Annotated in this window: 14 protein-coding genes; 10 read left to right on the forward strand and 4 right to left on the reverse strand. The window is 64.6% G+C overall.

Annotation, left to right across the window (positions count from 1 at the left end):
- The first annotated feature begins 178 nt into the window (after positions 1-178).
- From ACGYLO_RS20125 to ACGYLO_RS20150, 6 genes are all read left to right on the forward strand, one after another.
- Positions 179-1,750, forward strand: a complete 1,572-nt coding sequence (locus ACGYLO_RS20125; RefSeq protein WP_394377243.1) for an ABC transporter substrate-binding protein — start codon at positions 179-181, stop codon at positions 1,748-1,750.
- A 75-nt stretch (positions 1,751-1,825) separates the two neighbouring features.
- Entirely contained in the window at positions 1,826-2,800 is a 975-nt protein-coding gene (locus ACGYLO_RS20130; RefSeq protein ID WP_271690304.1) for an ABC transporter permease, read from the forward strand.
- Positions 2,800-3,732, forward strand: coding sequence for an ABC transporter permease (locus ACGYLO_RS20135; RefSeq protein WP_276154483.1), 933 nt, complete (start codon positions 2,800-2,802; stop codon positions 3,730-3,732). The genes ACGYLO_RS20130 and ACGYLO_RS20135 overlap by 1 nt, the downstream gene beginning before the upstream one ends.
- Positions 3,729-4,694, forward strand: a complete 966-nt coding sequence (locus tag ACGYLO_RS20140) for an ABC transporter ATP-binding protein (RefSeq protein WP_271690305.1) — start codon at positions 3,729-3,731, stop codon at positions 4,692-4,694. The genes ACGYLO_RS20135 and ACGYLO_RS20140 overlap by 4 nt, the downstream gene beginning before the upstream one ends.
- Positions 4,691-5,716, forward strand: a complete 1,026-nt coding sequence (locus ACGYLO_RS20145) for an ABC transporter ATP-binding protein (RefSeq protein WP_271690306.1) — start codon at positions 4,691-4,693, stop codon at positions 5,714-5,716. Before ACGYLO_RS20140 ends, ACGYLO_RS20145 begins: the two co-directional genes overlap by 4 nt.
- A complete protein-coding gene (locus ACGYLO_RS20150) occupies positions 5,713-7,209 on the forward strand; it encodes a carboxypeptidase M32 (protein ID WP_271690307.1) in 1,497 nt (498 codons plus the stop codon). Before ACGYLO_RS20145 ends, ACGYLO_RS20150 begins: the two co-directional genes overlap by 4 nt.
- Positions 7,210-7,243: 34 nt before the next feature.
- Here the strand turns inward: ACGYLO_RS20150 and ACGYLO_RS20155 are convergent, their stop codons facing one another.
- Positions 7,244-9,628, reverse strand: coding sequence for a 1-deoxy-D-xylulose-5-phosphate synthase N-terminal domain-containing protein (locus tag ACGYLO_RS20155; protein ID WP_271690308.1), 2,385 nt, complete (start codon positions 9,626-9,628; stop codon positions 7,244-7,246).
- 78 nt (positions 9,629-9,706) lie between these two features.
- Positions 9,707-10,909, reverse strand: a complete 1,203-nt coding sequence (locus ACGYLO_RS20160) for a methionine gamma-lyase (RefSeq protein WP_271690309.1) — start codon at positions 10,907-10,909, stop codon at positions 9,707-9,709.
- Positions 10,910-11,004: 95 nt separating this feature from the next.
- Between ACGYLO_RS20160 and ACGYLO_RS20165 the strand changes: the two genes are divergently transcribed.
- From ACGYLO_RS20165 to ACGYLO_RS20180, 4 genes are all read left to right on the forward strand, one after another.
- Positions 11,005-11,484, forward strand: coding sequence for an Lrp/AsnC family transcriptional regulator (locus ACGYLO_RS20165; protein ID WP_271690310.1), 480 nt, complete (start codon positions 11,005-11,007; stop codon positions 11,482-11,484).
- 77 nt (positions 11,485-11,561) lie between these two features.
- Positions 11,562-12,635: a serine hydrolase gene (locus ACGYLO_RS20170; RefSeq protein WP_271690311.1), complete on the forward strand. Its 1,074-nt coding sequence runs from the start codon at positions 11,562-11,564 to the stop codon at positions 12,633-12,635.
- A 16-nt stretch (positions 12,636-12,651) separates the two neighbouring features.
- Positions 12,652-13,788: an aminotransferase gene (locus tag ACGYLO_RS20175; RefSeq protein WP_394377244.1), complete on the forward strand. Its 1,137-nt coding sequence runs from the start codon at positions 12,652-12,654 to the stop codon at positions 13,786-13,788.
- A 12-nt stretch (positions 13,789-13,800) separates the two neighbouring features.
- Complete coding sequence (locus tag ACGYLO_RS20180; RefSeq protein WP_271690313.1) at positions 13,801-14,763, forward strand: pyridoxal-phosphate dependent enzyme; 963 nt, start codon at positions 13,801-13,803, stop codon at positions 14,761-14,763.
- A 21-nt stretch (positions 14,764-14,784) separates the two neighbouring features.
- Here ACGYLO_RS20180 and ACGYLO_RS20185 read toward each other — a convergent pair whose 3' ends face one another.
- Both ACGYLO_RS20185 and ACGYLO_RS20190 read right to left on the reverse strand, forming a co-directional pair.
- Positions 14,785-16,113, reverse strand: coding sequence for a DUF2793 domain-containing protein (locus ACGYLO_RS20185; protein ID WP_271690314.1), 1,329 nt, complete (start codon positions 16,111-16,113; stop codon positions 14,785-14,787).
- Positions 16,114-16,127: 14 nt separating this feature from the next.
- Positions 16,128-16,343, reverse strand: a 216-nt coding sequence (locus ACGYLO_RS20190; protein ID WP_394377245.1) for a hypothetical protein, incomplete at its 5' end; no start/stop codon positions are given.

Here is a 16,343-nt window from a genome sequence, read left to right on the forward strand (position 1 = left end):
AAATTTTGCCTGTTTGTCACTCATGTTTGTAACACTGCCTCAAAAGCCGTGGCGCGACAAGCTTATATATTGGGCTTATACGGCAGGAAAAGATTGCAATGTTACATATTTGTGTTGACCGTCACAATTATAGCTGTCTAGTGTAACTGCAAGATATAACACATGGAGGTTTTGACCAATGAAGAAGCTTACCCTGAAATCCGCCGTCGCCGCACTGGCGCTGATCGCTGCCGCGCCAGCAGCGATGGCCGCCGATCTGGTGATCGGCCTGCGCGCCGGCCCGGATTCGATTGACCCGCATTGGTCGACCTTGGGCTCGCAAGCCGAAGCCCTGCGCCATGTCTTCGACACGCTGGTCGACGTCGACGAGAAGCTGCAGTTGAAGCCCGGCCTCGCCGTCAGCTGGGAGCCGATCGACGACACCACATGGGAATTCAAGATGCGCGAAGGCGTGAAATTCCATGATGGCACCGACTTCACCGCCGAGGACGCGAAATTCTCGATCGAGCGCATCCCGCAGGTGACCGGCCCGATGCCGATGACCCTCTACACCAAGTATGTCGACAGCGTCGAAGTGGTCGACGACTATACTCTGCGCGTGAAGACCAAGGGCATGGCGCCTTCGCTGCCGAACGACTTCACCCGTCTCTTCGTCGTGCCCTCTGAGACTGGCATGGAAGCGGGTAACGATGAGTTCAACTCGGGCGAGAAGGCGATCGGCACCGGTCCCTACACCTTCGTCTCTTGGCAGCCCAAGGGCGATCTGGTGCTCGAGCGTTTCGACGACTACTGGGGCGGTCAGGCCGCTTGGGAAACCGTCACCCGTCGCGAGATCCCCGAGGACACTTCGCGCGTTGCGGCACTGCGTTCGGGTGAGGTTGACCTCATCAACTACGTGCCCGCATCCGACTACCTCGCCATGAAGAACGATGGCGACATCGAAACATTCGTGTCTGACTCGGTCTATATCCTCAACATCGCACCGTCGGTGAAGGACGAAGAGCCGCAGCCGATCAAGGTCAACGGCGAAGAGGTCGAGGGCAATCCGCTGCAGGATCTGCGCGTGCGCAAGGCGCTGGACCTGGCGATCAACCGCGACGTGCTCGTGAACGTGGTGCTCGAAGGTCTGGGCACGCCCGCCAACCAGCTGATGCCCGAAGGTTTCTTTGGCTACAGCCCGGAACTGGGCGAGCGCGAATATGACATCGAGAAAGCCAAGGAACTGCTGGCCCAGGCCGGCTACCCCGAGGGTTTCGAGATCGATTTCACCTGCACCAATAACCGCGTGCCCGGCGATGCCGTGGTCTGCGAGGCGCTGGCACAGATGTGGTCGCGTCTGGGTCTTAAGGTGAACGCACAGGCGCTGAACGGCACCGTCTTCTTCCCCGCCGCCGCGCGTGAGGAATACACCATGACCATGTCCGCTTGGGGCACGCTCACCGGCGAGGCCGCCTATACCTACGGCGCGCTGGTGCACACAAAGGACCCCGAGAAGGGCTTCGGCAACTTCAACCGCGCGGGCTATTCCAACCCCGAGTTCGACAAGGTCTTCGGCGAAGGCGCCCAGACCCTCGACCCGGAAGCGCGCAAGAAGCTCTATGAAGAGGCCTCCTTCATCGCGATGGAAGACCGCGCGCTGATCCCGACGGTGATCTTGCAGACCGTCTGGGCGGCTAATGCCGACACCATCGAGATGACGCCCCGCGTCGATCAGGAAACCCGCGCCTATGCGATCACCCCGGTCGAATAAGGCGGCATAACGCACCGGGCGCCCGCTGCTTGCCGGCGGGCGCCTCTATTTTCCAAGTCTGATGGGCGAGGTCGAATGCTCAGCTATTTTGTAACCCGGTTGGCACAGGCGGTTGTCGTGGTCTTTGCCATGTCGGTGATCGTCTTTGTCGGCGTCTTTGCCATCGGCAATCCGATCGACGTGATGATCGATCCGGGCGCCACCGCCGAGATCCGCCAGAAGCTGATCGAGCAATACGGGCTCGATCAACCGCTGGTCGTGCAGTACTGGACCTTCCTCCAGAACGTGGCCCAGGGCGATCTGGGCAACTCGATGGTCTATAACATCCCTGTCGTCGACCTTGTGTTCTCCCGCTTTCCGGCAACGCTGGAGCTGGTGCTTGTCTCGGTGCTGATCGCCGTGGGTGTGGGCATTCCCGCCGGTCTCTGGGCCGGTTACCGTCCCGAGAGCCTTGGCGCCAAGATGATCATGGCGCTGTCGGTTCTGGGCTTCTCGGTGCCGACCTTCTGGATCGGCATGTTGCTGATCATGGGCTTCGCCGTCGAGCTTGGCTGGCTGCCCTCGGGCGGGCGCGGCGACGAGGCGACGGTCTTCGGCATCACCTCCTCGCTTTTCACCCCCGATGGCTGGAGCCATGTCATCATGCCCGCGATCAACCTGTCGCTGTTCAAGATGGGCCTGATGATCCGCCTCACCCGCGCCGGCATGGTCGAGGCCATGGGCACCGATTACGTCAAGTTCGCCCGCGCGCAGGGTCTGCCGGACCGGCAGATCGTATTCCGCCACATCCTGCGCAACATCTCGATCCCAATCGTCACGGTGCTGGGGCTCGAGCTCGGCTCGACGCTGGCCTTCGCGGTGGTGACCGAGAGCGTGTTCAACTGGCCCGGCGTTGGCAAGCTGATCATCGACTCGATCCTGCAACTCGACCGGCCGGTGATGGTCTCTTACCTTATCATGGTCGTGATCCTCTTTGTCCTCATCAACCTCGTGGTTGATCTGGTCTACGCCCGTCTGGACCCGCGGGTCCGCCTGAAAGGAGGCGCATGATGCCCGAGATCGTCGCTGAAAACACCATGGCCGTGCCCTCGGCCCCGCCGGTGGAGACGCGCGCCGAGCGGCTGCGCAACTTCTGGTCGGACTTCCGCGAAAGCTGGGTCGCCGTGGGCGCGCTCACCGTGATTGCCTTGCTTCTGTTCCTCTCCTTCGGCGCGCCGCTGGTCTCGCCGCAGGACCCCTATGACATGGCCGCGCTCGATTGGCTCGACGCCTTCCTGCGCCCGGGCACCGAAGGATCGGGCGGCTACGTCCATCTGCTGGGCACCGACAACGCGGGCCGCGACATGCTCTCGGCCATCTTCTACGGGCTGCGCACCAGCTTCGTGATCGGCCTGTCGGCGGGAGCGCTGGCGCTGCTGGTGGGCATCGCCGTGGGTCTCACGGCGGCCTATTTCGGAGGTCGGATCGAGGCGCTCTTGATGCGGATCGTCGATCTGCAACTGTCGATGCCCGCGATCCTGTTGGCATTGGTGCTGGTGGCGATGCTGGGGCAGGGGATCGGTCAGATCATCCTCGCCCTCGTTGTCGCGCAATATGCCTATTTCGCGCGCACCACCCATGGCGCGGCCAAGGTCGAACGCGGCAAGGACTATATCGAGGCCGCGCGCTCCACCCCGCTGCCGACCCGCCGGGTGCTGTTCCGGCACCTGCTGCCCAACGTGCTGCCGCCGCTCATCGTCGTGGCGACGGTGCAGGTGGCGAGCGCGATCGCGCTGGAGGCGACGCTGTCCTTCCTCGGCGTGGGCCTGCCGCTCACTGAACCTTCGTTGGGATCGCTGATCTCCAACGGGTTCAAATACATCCATTCGGACCGCTACTGGCTGTCGATCTATCCCGGATTGGCACTGATGGTGACCGTTGTCGCAATCAACCTCGTGGGCGATCAGGTCCGCAAGGTGCTCGACCCGAGGAACAGCCGATGAGCGCCGCACTGGAGGTCAGGGGACTGACCACGCAATTCAGCACCCGCAAGGGGGCCGTCACCGCCGTCAATGACGTGAGCTTTTCGGTCCAGCCGGGGCGCATCCTCGGGCTGGTGGGAGAAAGCGGCTCGGGCAAGAGCGTCACCGGGTTTTCGATCATGGGGCTCATCCACGCACCCGGCCGGATCACCGCAGGCGAGGTTCTGGTGCAGGGCACCGATATGCGCAGCCTCAGCGCCGAGGGCCGACGCCAAATGCGCGGCCGCAACATCTCGATGGTGTTTCAGGACCCGATGATGACCCTCAACCCGGTGCTGCGGGTGGGCGACCAGATGGCCATGGCGGTGCGCGTGCACGACAAGGTCAGCAAGGCCGCCGCATGGGAGCGGGCCCGCGAGGCGCTTGAGATCGTCGGCATCCCGGCCCCCGCCGAGCGGCTGCAAGCCTATCCGCACCAGCTCTCTGGCGGCATGCGTCAGCGCGTGGCGATTGCCACGGCCCTGCTGCACCGGCCTGCCGTGATCCTCGCCGATGAGCCGACCACCGCGCTCGACGTCTCGATCCAAGGTCAGATCCTTGCCGAAGTGCGGCGTCTGGCGGATGAGACCGGCACCGCCATCGTCTGGGTCACCCATGACCTCGCCGTGGTCTCTTCGCTCGCCGACGATATCGCGGTGATGTACGCGGGTCGGATCGTCGAAAGCGGCACGGCGGAGGAGGTTATCGCTCACCCGCGTCACCCCTATACGCGCGGGTTGATCGACTCGGTCCCCGGCCTGCACGAACCGGGCCGCGACCTGCCGCAGATCCCGGGCTCGACCCCGCAGCTCGCGAACCTGCCCTCGGGCTGCCCGTTCCGCCCACGCTGCCCGCGCGCCACGGACATCTGCGCGACGCTCCCACCCAACACTGGAACCGAGGCACATTCCGTCCTGTGCCACCATCCGATCGAGGCGACATGACCGATCCCATTCTGAAAATCGAGGGCGTCTCCAAACGGTTCACCCGCAAGCCGGGGCTGGTGGTCCGGGGGCTGGACCGCCTGTCGGGGCGCGACTCCACCCAGACCGTCCATGCCGTGAACGACGTCAATTTAAGCGTTCCGCGCGGCGAGGTGCTGGGCATCGTCGGTGAGAGCGGCTGCGGCAAGTCCACCTTGGGGCGCGTCGTCTCGGGCATCTATGCGCCGAGTGAGGGCACGGTGACGCTCGAAGGCCAGCCGGTGGCGCGCGACCATCGCGGCAATGTCGACAAGCTCACGACCCGCGTGCAGATGATCCACCAGGACCCTTTCGCGAGCCTCAACCCCCGCATGAAGGTGGGCGAAATAATCGCAGAAGGCCCGCGCATCCACGGGCTGATCCCGGCGCGTGAGGTGCAGGAACGGGTGCGCAGCCTGCTGGAGCAGGTCGGCCTGGAGGGCGCCTATGCCAACCGCCTGCCGCACCAGTTCTCCGGCGGGCAGCGCCAGCGCGTCGCCATCGCCCGCGCGCTCGCCATGCAGCCCGAGCTTCTGGTGCTGGACGAAGCCGTGGCCTCGCTCGACGTCTCCATCCAGGCGCAGGTGTTGAACCTCTTCATGAAGCTGCGGCGCGAGCTCGACCTCACGGCGCTGTTCATCAGCCATGACCTGTCGGTCGTGCGTCACGTTTGCGACCGGGTGGCGATCATGTACCTCGGCCGCGTGGTCGAGACCGCGCCGGCGGATGAACTCTACGCCAAGCCGCTGCATCCTTATACCGAGGCGCTCTTTGCCTCCGTGCCGACCCTCGGCACCGGGCGCGCCCACTTCCACCCGATCAAAGGCGAGATCCCCTCGCCGATCAACCCGCCCAAGGGCTGCGCTTTCCATCCGCGCTGCCCGCTTGCAGGGCCGCGCTGCAAAACCGAGGTGCCGCGCCTCGTGAACCCGAAAGACAACCGCAGCGTCGCCTGCCACCTGCATGACGGGGGCACCGGCGCCGAAACAGGAGCCGCCGCATGAGCCTGACCCTGACCGACCGCGTGGGGCGGCTGAACGACGTGCTCGTCTCGGTAAACCTGCTGAACTGGGACGCGCGGGTGATGATGCCCAAGGGCGGGGCCGAGACGCGCGGCCACCAGATCGCCACCTTGATGGGCATCGCGCGTGAGATGATCCTCGACCCCGAGATGGGCAAGGCCGCCGAAGCCGTGCTCAAGAGCGACGCGCCCGAGATCGAGCGCCGCGCCGCGCAATCGGTGCAGGAGGCGCGCACCCATCACGCCCGCATCCCCGCCGCCCTGCTGCGCCGACAGGCCGAGCAATCGATCACCGCCGGCGCCGCCTGGACCGAGGCCCGCCGCACCGGCGATTTCGCCCTGTTCCAGCCGCATCTTCAAAGCATCGTCGATCTGGCGCGCGAGAAGGCTGAGGCGCTCGGCCATGACGGCCACCCCTACGATCCAATGGCCGATGTTTTCGAGCCCGGCGCCACCGCGGTGCAGCTCACCCGGTTCTTCGACCAGCTCCGCGACGGCATCCGCCCGATCCTCGACGCGGCGTTTGCCCGGCCCGCGCCGCGCAGCGATTTCCTGTTCCGCGACTATCCCGTCGCCGGCCAGCAGGCCTTCTGCGCCTATATCGCCGAGGCCCTGGGCTATGACATGGACCGCGGGCGTCTCGATACGGCGGTGCATCCTTTCGAGATCTCCATGACCCGCAACGACGTGCGGATCACCTCGCGCTGGAACCCGAACTACCTGCCAATGTCGATCTTCGGCACGATCCACGAGGCGGGCCATGCGCTCTACGAGATGGGCGCCGATCCGGCGCTCACGCGCGGGGCGCATGCGACCGACATGATCGGGCTCTATGCCGTGGCGGGCACCAGTTTCGGGATGCACGAAAGCCAGTCGCGCCTGCTGGAAAACCACATCGGCCGGTCGCCCGCCTTCTGGGCAGTGCATTACGGGCGCCTGCGCGACACCTTCCCCGAGCAGCTCGGCGACGTGAGCGAAGAGGAATTCGTCGCCGCCATCAACCGCGTCTCCCCCGGCCTCACCCGGGTCGAGGCGGACGAGCTGACCTATGATCTGCATGTCATGCTGCGGGTGAAGATCGAGATGGCGCTGGTGGACGGCTCGCTGAAGGTCGCCGACGTTCCCGAGGCGTGGAACGCGGCGATGCGCGAGGATCTGGGGCTGGAGGTGCCGGACAACGGCGCGGGCTGTCTGCAGGACGTGCATTGGTCGCACGGCTACATCGGCTCCTTCCCGACTTATACCGTGGGCAATTCGACCGCCGCGCAGATCATGGCGCATCTGGATGCCACGCAGCCCGAGGTGCGCGCGGGCGTGACGGCGGGCGACTACGCGCCGCTTCACGCGGCATTGGGCGATCTGGTCTGGCAGCATGGTCGGTCGCGCAGCCGGGCCGAGATCCTCGCGGGGATCGGGGCCGGGGCCTACGACCCGACGGCCTATCTGGCCTATCTGGAAGCCAAGTTCGGCAGGTGATGAGGGGGGCAGTTTGCCCCCCCCCCTTCGAACCTTAGCCCGCTACCCGGTGCAACATCTGGCGGCCCGGGGTCAGGCCCTGCACCTTTTCCACGATCGAGCGCGCGTCGATGCCGAAATGCCGGTAGAGGTCGGCGATGGTGCCGGTCTGGCCAAAATGCTCGACCCCGAGCGGCACCGTCTGATGGCCCACGACCGCGCCCAGCCAGGACAGCGTCGCCGGATGGCCGTCGATCACCGTCACCAGCTTGCAGTCGCGCGGCAGCTGACCTAACAGCGTTTCGATATGACTCTGCGCCGCGTGATTGCCGCGCGCCCGGGCGCGCTGTGCCGCGGTCCAGCCGGCATTCAGCCGGTCGGCGGAGGTCACCGCCAACACACCCACGTCGCGGCGGCCTTCGGCGATGCTACCCGCGGCCTTGATCGCTTCGGGTGCTACGGCGCCTTGGTAGGCGATCACCACATCGCAGTTCGGCCCCGGCTTGCGCAACCAATAGGCTCCGTCGATGGCGCCTTGGCGGAAGTCCTCGTCGACGCGTTTGCCGGGCTGCTCGATGGGGTTCGTGGTCAGCCTCAGATAGACCGAACCTCCGGTCTCATCCCGCAGCCAAGTGCGCTCGTCCGGGTCGCCTTCGCCGTCGCGTTGCAGGTAGTCGAAGGCCCATTGCATGATGACGGCTAGCTCATCGGCGAAGGCCGGCTCAAAGCTCGCCAGCCCGTCCTGGCTCATCCCGATGAGCGGCGTGCCGATCGATTGATGCGCCCCGCCTTCGGGCGCCAACGTCACGCCCGAGGGGGTGCCGACGATCATGAAGCGCGCGTCTTGGTAGCAGGCGTAGTTCAGCGCGTCCAAGGCGCGCGCGACGAAGGGGTCGTAGACCGTGCCGATGGGAATGACCCGTTTGCCGAAGAGCGAATGCGACAGGCCCGCCGCGCCCAAAAGCAGAAAGAGGTTCATTTCGGCGATGCCCAACTCGATATGCTGGCCCTCGGGCGTGAATTCCCATTTCGCGGTGGAGGGGATCTTCTCGTTGATGAAAGTGTCGGCCTGTTCGCTGCGCGCGAAGAGTTTGCGCCGGTTCACCCATGGCCCAAGGTTCGTGGTGCCGGTCACGTCCGGCGACATGGTCACGATGCGGGAGGCGAGATCGCTGTCGCCCTTCGACAGATCGTCGAGGATCTTGCCGAAGGCCATCTGCGTGGAGATTTCGCGGTCGCTCGACAGTTCGATCTGCGGTACCGGCAGTGTCGTGTCATTGTAGCGGCGGCGGCCCTTGGCGAAGAAGGGCACGCGGTCGAGTGCCGCTTGCAACGCTTGCGGGTTCTCGATGGTGGCGAAAGGCTCCCATTCCTCCCCCTCGGCCACGCCCATGTGTTTCTGCCAGTCGGCCATCTGGCTTTTGGTCATCAGACCGCCGTGGTTGTCCTTGTGCCCCGCAATCGGTGTGCCCCACCCCTTGATGGTATAGGCGAGGAAGCAGACCGGGCGGTCGTGGTCGATGGCGGCGAAGGTCTCGGCCATGGTCTCAACACAGTTGCCGCCGAGGTTTTCCATCAGCTCGGCTAGTTCGTCATCGCTGCGCGCGTCGATGAGCGCCGTGACATCACCCTGATCGCCAAGCGCCTCCATCAGCCGCTCGCGCCAGACCGCGCCACCCTGATAGGTCAGCGCCGAGTAGAGCTGGTTGGGGCAATTGTCGATCCAGTCGCGCAGCTTGTCGCCGCCCGGCTCGTCAAAGGCAGCGCGCTGCAAAGCGCCGTATTTCACCTTCACCACGTCCCAGCCGAAGGCGTCGAAAATCTGCTCGATGCGTTTGAACAGCCCCTCGCGCACCACCCCGTCGAGCGACTGGCGGTTGTAGTCGATGATCCACCAGGTGTTGCGCAGGTCGTTCTTCCAGCCCTCTTGCAGCGCCTCGTAGATATTGCCCTCGTCGAGTTCGGCATCGCCGACCAGCGCCACCATGCGGCCCAGATCAACGTCCCCGCCCCAGTCTTTCGCGGTGATGTAGTCCTGCACCAGCGAGGCGAAGGAGGTCACCGCCACCCCAAGCCCGACCGACCCGGTGGAGAAATCCACGTCATCCACGTCTTTGGTGCGGCTGGGGTAGCTCTGCACGCCTTGGAACCCGCGGAAATCCTCCATCTTCTCGCGGGTCTGGTTGCCCATCAGGTATTGCATCGCATGGAAGATCGGCGAGGCATGCGGCTTTACCGCCACCCGGTCCTCGGGCCGCAGGGCACTGAAGTAAAGCGCCGTCATGATCGACACCATCGAGGCCGAAGACGCCTGATGCCCGCCCACTTTGATGCCGTCGACCTTGGGCCGAATGTGGTTCGCGTTGTGGATCATCCAGTGCGACAGCCACAGGAGACGTTGTTCGATGGTCTTCAGCTGTTCAGGGGCGAGAGCGGTCATGGCAGGTCTTTCATTCTGAGGATCCCTCGGGCGGTGCCCTCCTCGACACCACCCGCGACTGGTCCGGTTCGTGCCGGATCAGGCCGCTTGCATGTTATGCGCCCCGAGCGCGGCGTAAAGGTCATCAATGATGTCTTCCGCCGATTCCAGCCCGACCGAAAGCCGCACCAACCCCTCGGCGATGCCGTGTTCGGCGCGTTCCTCGGGGGAATAGGTGGAATGGGTCATGCTGGCGGGATGCTGGATCAGGCTCTCCGCATCGCCAAGGCTCACCGCGCGCTGAATGAGGTTCAGCCGGTTCATGAAAGCGATGCCGCCCGCCTTGCCGCCCTTGACCTCGAAGGGGATCATGCCGCCGAAGTTGCCCATCTGCCGCCGCGCAAGCTCGGCCTGAGGGAAGCTTGCCAGCCCCGGGTAGGCGACATGCAGCACCGCCGGGTGCTGCTCCAGCGCCTCGGCGACCTTGGCGGCGGTGGCACAGTGACGCTTCATGCGCAGCTCCAACGTCTTGATCCCGCGCAGCAGCAGCATGGCGGTGAGCGGCGACATCACCGCGCCGGTCATGTCTTTCAGACCCACGAGCCGCACCTGCATCATGTCCTCGGCATTGCCCACCACGAGGCCCGCGACCACGTCGCCATGGCCGGAAAGGAACTTCGTCGCCGAATGCAGCACGATGTCGGCGCCATGTTCGATGGGCCGGGTGATGACCGGCGTGGCATAGGTGTTGTCGACCACCACCTTGGCGCCCGCGCGATGCGCGATGTCTGAGATGGCGGCGATGTCCACCAGCCGGTTGTTGGGGTTCGCGGGGGTCTCGAAATAGACCACCTTGGTCTGGTCGCTGATCACCTCGGCGAGGTTTGCAGGCTCGGTCATGTCGACCAGCGTCACCTTGACGCCAAAGCGCGGCAACCCGTGGGTCATGAAAGCAAAGGTGCAGCCATAAAGCGTTTTGTCGATGATGATCTCGTCGCCCGCCTGCAGGAAGGTCCAGAGCGTCGAGGTGATCGCCCCCATGCCCGAAGCGGTGGCAAGCCCGGCCTCGGCCCCTTCGAGGTTGGCGATGCGCTTTTCCAGATGGTCCAGCGTCGGGTTGCTGATGCGGGTGTAGAAATGCCCTTCGCGCTCGCCCGCGAACATGTCGCCGCCGGCTTCGGCAGTCTCGAAGGTGAAGGTCGAGCTCATGTAGATGGGCGGGTTCAGCGCGCCCTGTTCGTCCTGCGCGTCATAGCCGTGGTGGATGGCGCGGGTGGCAAAGGATTTCTGGTTCTCGGTCATGGCTGGCCCCTGTCTGAATTTGAGGGCATGATCCGATGGCTTGAAAGGCATTTGGTTGCTAATATATGCTCAAATTTAAGGAGATTTGGCATATCATGCCCCAAACGCCCCGATTGGACGCCACCGACCGCCGGATCATCCGCGCGCTGCAACGCAATGGCCGGATGACCAACCTCGATCTGGCGGATGAAGTTGGCCTGTCGCCCTCGCCCTGCCTGCGGCGTCTGCGCGCGCTGGAGAAAAACGGCGCGATCCGCGGCTACAGCGTGGAGGTCGACGCCAAGGCCTACGGGCTGCCGGTGACGGTCATGGTGCGCGTGACGCTGGACGGTCACGACGAGGGCACGGTGCAGCGCTTCGAGAACCAGATCAAGGCGATCCCCGAGGTGCTGGAATGTTTCGTGATGAGCGGGCTGTCGGACTACCTGCTGCGCGTCGTGGTGGGCGATCTCGAGGACTATGAACGCTTCGTGCGCGCGCGGCTGCATCCCATCGGCGGCATCGGGTCGATCGACACCAGTTTTGTCTACGGCGTGGTCAAACGCTCTCAGGTCTATCCCGACATCGGCGATTGAGGGCGCAGGAGACATTTAACCGGTTTACAATTCCGCCCCCCTTGGGAAATGTTCGCCCGAAGCCCCGAGGAGCCCCCATGACATTCGCCGCCACCCCCGCCTTGCAAGCCGTCGTCGACCATGCGCAAGCGCATGAGACCGACTGGCCCCGCTCGATGTACCATGCCGATGGAGCCTATGTCGGCAACCGCGAGTGGAACGAAAGCGGCCCTTGGACCGAGATCGTGGGCCCCGTCAAACCGCGCGGCGGCCCTGCCGGGGTGATCCTGCACCGCGGCCAGCGCGTGGCCGATTGGGGTGATACGACACGCGCCGATATGACCTTCTCCATCGCCAAGAGCTACCTGTCGGTGCTGGCGGGGCTGGCGGTGAAGGACGGGCTGATCGATGACCTCGACGCGCCCGTGGGCGACAGCGTGCCGGGGCCGCATTTCGCGGGCGATCACAACGGACGCATCACTTGGCGGCATCTGCTGCAGATGAACAGCGAATGGCGGGGCGAGATTTTCGGCAAGGACGATCAGGTCGACCACTACCGCCAAATCGGCCCCGGCGCCGACAACAGCCGCAAGGGGCAGCTGCGCGCGGTCGGCGAACCGGGCAGCCACTATGAGTACAACGACGTGCGGGTGAACGCGCTGGCCTATGCGCTGATGATGCGCTTCCGCCGGCCCTTGCCCGAGGTGCTGCGCGAAAGGATCATTGATCCGATCGGGGCCTCCGCTGACTGGCGATGGGAGGGTTATTCGACCTCATGGGTCGAGGTGGATGGCACCCGGATGCAATCGGTCACCGGCGGCGGGCATTGGGGCGGCGGGCTTTTCATTTCTGCCGAGGATCACGCAAAATTCGGCCAGTTCATCTGCCAGAACGGCGCGTGGAACGGCGAACAAATTCTGCCCGTGGACTGGATGCAGCGGTCCCTGACGCCCACGCCGACGCTCGACAAATACGGCTTCCTGTGGTGGCTGAACCGCGGGGCGGAAGCCGATCCGAAACTGCCCGATACCGCCTTCAGCGCGCAGGGCGCGGGCGGCCATACGATCTGGATCGCGCCCGAGCAGGAAATCGTCGCGGTGATGCGCTGGCTCGCGCCGACCGCCACGCCGCAATTCCTCCGCCGGCTCTTCGCCGCGCTGACTGAGAGCTGACACGAAAGGAAAAACAATGCATATCAAGACCTTCGGCGTCGAGATGTGGATGAACGAATTCGAGAACCACTGCCGCTACAACCTCGCCGAGACCTGCGTGGACTCGATCACCTTGGGTGAGCTGATCGACATGGCGGGCGTCGACAATTCCGTGCTGGGCGAGTTGCGCGGCATGCGCATGGGCTATGGCGCGATCGAGGGCTCGGACCGGCTGCGCGACGCGGTGACGGGGCTCTACGAGACCCAGTCCCGCGAGAACGTGCTGACCACCCACGGCACCATCGGGGCCAATGCGCTGGTTCATCAGACGCTGGTTAGCCGCGGCGATCATGTCATCGCCATCGTGCCGACCTACCAGCAGCATTACTCGATCCCCGAAAGCATCGGCGCCGAGGTCGAACTGCTGCATCTGCGCCCCGAGAACGGCTTCCTGCCCGACCTTGACGAGCTGCGCGCGATGATGCGGCCCGACACGCGGATGATTGCCACCAACAACCCCAACAACCCGACCGGCGCGCTGATGGATCGCGCGATGCTGGCTGAGATTGCCGATATCGCGCGCGGCAGCGGCGCATGGGTGCTCTGCGATGAGGTCTATCGCGGCACCGATCAGGCGGGGAACGGCTATACCGCCTCGATCTGCGATTTGTACGAGCGGGGCATCAGCACGGCGGGGATGTCCAAGGCCTATTCGCTGGCCGGGCTGCGCGTGGGCTGGGTCGCGGGGCCGAAGGCCCTGCTGGAAGACATCATGATCCACCGCGATTACAACACGATCTCCGTTGGGCGGATTGATGAGTATTTCGCGGCCCTCGCCCTCGAAAACCGCGCCCAGATCCTCGACCGCGCGCATCGGATCACCCGCGAGAACCTCGCGATCCTGTCGGATTGGGTCGAGGCCGAGCCGTTGATCTCATGGGTGAAGCCGCAAGCGGGCACCACGGCGCTGCTGAAATACGACCTGCCGCTGCCCTCCCGCGATTTCTGCACGCAGCTACTGGAGGAAGAGGGCGTCCTCTTCACCCCCGGCAGCGCCATGGACATGGAGGGCTGGCTGCGCATCGGTTTCGCCAATTCGACGGCGGACTTGCGCGACGGATTGGCGCGTGTCTCCGCTTTCCTCGCGCGTCACGGTGCAGCACAGTCAAGCTAGATGGAGCCCATCATGCCGTCAGCCTCAGACCTGATCGCCCAAAGCGCCGCGCGTTCCTGCGTGGTTCATCGCAAGATCGCGGGCGCGGTTTACCGCACCCCGGTGATCGCCTCCCGCTTGCCAATGGCAGAGGGCTCGCGGCTGTTCTACAAGACCGAGAACTTCCAACATACCGGGTCATTCAAACTGCGCGGCGCCAGTGCAAAGCTGACGACGGTGCCGCTCGACCGGCCTGTCATCACCGCATCCTCCGGCAACCACGGCATCGCCTGTTCGCTTGCGGCCCAGACCACGGGGCATGAGTTGATCGTGGTGCTGCCCGAAACCGTCGTCGCCAAGAAACGCAAGATCATCGAAAGCTACGGCACGAGGGTCGTGATCCATGGGGCCGATGCCTCGGTCTCAGAGCTGCATGCGCAGAGTTTGGCTGAGGGAGAGGGCTATACCTATATCTCACCCTACAACGATGCCGAGGTAATCGCGGGGCAGGGCACCGCCGCGCTGGAACTGCTCGACCAGATCGAAGGCATCGACAATGTCTTCGTCTCGATGGGCGGCGGTGGGCTGATCTCGGGCATGGGATCGGTGATCAAGGAATTCTCGCCGCAGACCCGCGTGATCGGTGTGAGTGCCGCGAATAGCTGCGCGCTGGCCGCGTCGATCAAAGCGGGCAAGATCGTCGAAACGGAACATCTCGACACGCTGGCCGATGGCGTGGCGGGCGGGGTCGATGCTGGCTCGATGACCCTGCCGCTCGCAAGCGCGGTGATTGACGAGATCGTCCATTGCGACGAGGATCAGATCGCCGAAGCGTTAAAAGTGTTGGCTTGGGAAGAGAACTTGCTGGTCGAAGGGGCCGCCGCTTTGGCGCTGGCGGCCTATCTGGCAGGGCCGCGGAACTACGCGGGCCAGACCTCTGTCGTTCTGCTATGCGGTGGCAATTATGAGGTCGAGCAGTTGCGCGGCATCATTTAACGGCCACCCGGCCATTTCCCCTCAGTCCATGTCGAACCGCAGGTCGACCCAGCGGCCTTCGGGAATATCCCGCGGCGCGCCGCCCGCCCAGCCGTCCTGCCAGATCACCTCGCGGGTGCGGATATCGAGCGTCCCCGCATCATAGCTGCACGCGACATGAACCAGCCGATTGCCATTCGCATCCTGCGGCGCTTCGATCTGCCAACCGCGGCTGGCGAGCGGCGGCACATTCGACAATCGGTAATGGCCAAGCCCGATCCGTTCGAACCCTGCACCCAAAGGCACCGCAGGCTCTTCACTGCCATCGCGGAACAGGCGCACGATCGGGCTGGCTTCCTTGATGAACCCATTGGCATCCACGGTCGTATTCGCGCCGGACCAAATGGGCTGCCACGCGCCCCATGTCCCCGTCGCCCGGACACGAAAGGCCAGACCCGGCGTGTCGATCCCCAAGGCGATCTGCCACAGATAGGCGCTCTGCCCGCCTAAGGTGCTATTGCCGCAGAGCAGGCCGAAGACCCCATTCAGGGCCGGGAAAGGGTTGGCCCCGGCAGGCGCCTGCGCATGGGCGCCGCCATAGCTTGAAAAACTGCCAGAAAGATCATGCGTGTCGAGGTCCGTCACCAGCGGCCCTGCGTCAGCGCCGATGCCGAAATCCCCGACCCGCAGCAAACGGCCTACGGTCGCATCACCCACGCCCTGTGTCAGCGCCGCGCCTGAAGCGATGCCGCTCGCTGCGTCAAAGGCCAGTGCGGTGGTCCAACTGCTGCCATCGGCGCTGACCTTGATGGCGAAATCATCCTGCCCCGCCGTGCCCATCTCGGCACGGCCAGACCAATCGGTTTGGAACAGCAGGCTCGCGGTATCGGCGGCGCTGGCCTTGTTGAGCTTTAGCTGATGCCCCGCCCCTTCGTGGGTAAACAGGCTCGCCGGGGAGGAGACCGACAAGCGATTGCCACTGTCATGATCCGTATTAACCCCCAGCCCGGGGAGGTTCGCCAGCTCGGGAGGCGCGACCTCGGTCCAAGCCCCAGCCCCCCAACGGTGCAGAATCCCGGTCGATTTATCTAAGGCGACCCAGCCGTCTTGCGGGGCGGTGAACTGCCAGGTCTCTCCGACCCACGCGGCGAGTTCACCGGGATGACCCGCCCAAACCTCTGTCGGCGCATCACCGAGGGCGTAAATCTCCCCCGCCTGCGGCAGGGCGGGCGGCGTGTTGGCGTCAAAGCCTTCGACTGCAAGCTGCACCAGAAGATCGAGCCGTTGCAGCGCTTCGTTATGGGTCACATGTTTTTGCGCCTGTGCGGGCATCAAATAGGGCAGGGATAGGCGCTCAGAGGTGTCGGGCATCGGGGCTCTCCGCGTTATGGGTCGCCTGAGACTGTGAGAAGGAAGTCTTGCCAGCCTGACAACCCACCGTTCGGGCCACGCGCAACAAGCGGCGGTTCTGCCACATCGCACGACACGGGCGAAAGGTTCGCGCTGCGGCCTTCACTTTCGCCAAACCGCCCTAACTCCCTGTCAGGCGGTGCCTTTTCAAAACGAAAGCCGCAGTTTAATATCACGCCACGCCGCGCAAG

The sequence above is a fragment of the Sulfitobacter sp. 1A13353 genome, assembly GCF_043557255.1.
Taxonomy (GTDB): Bacteria; Pseudomonadota; Alphaproteobacteria; order Rhodobacterales; family Rhodobacteraceae; genus Sulfitobacter; species Sulfitobacter faviae.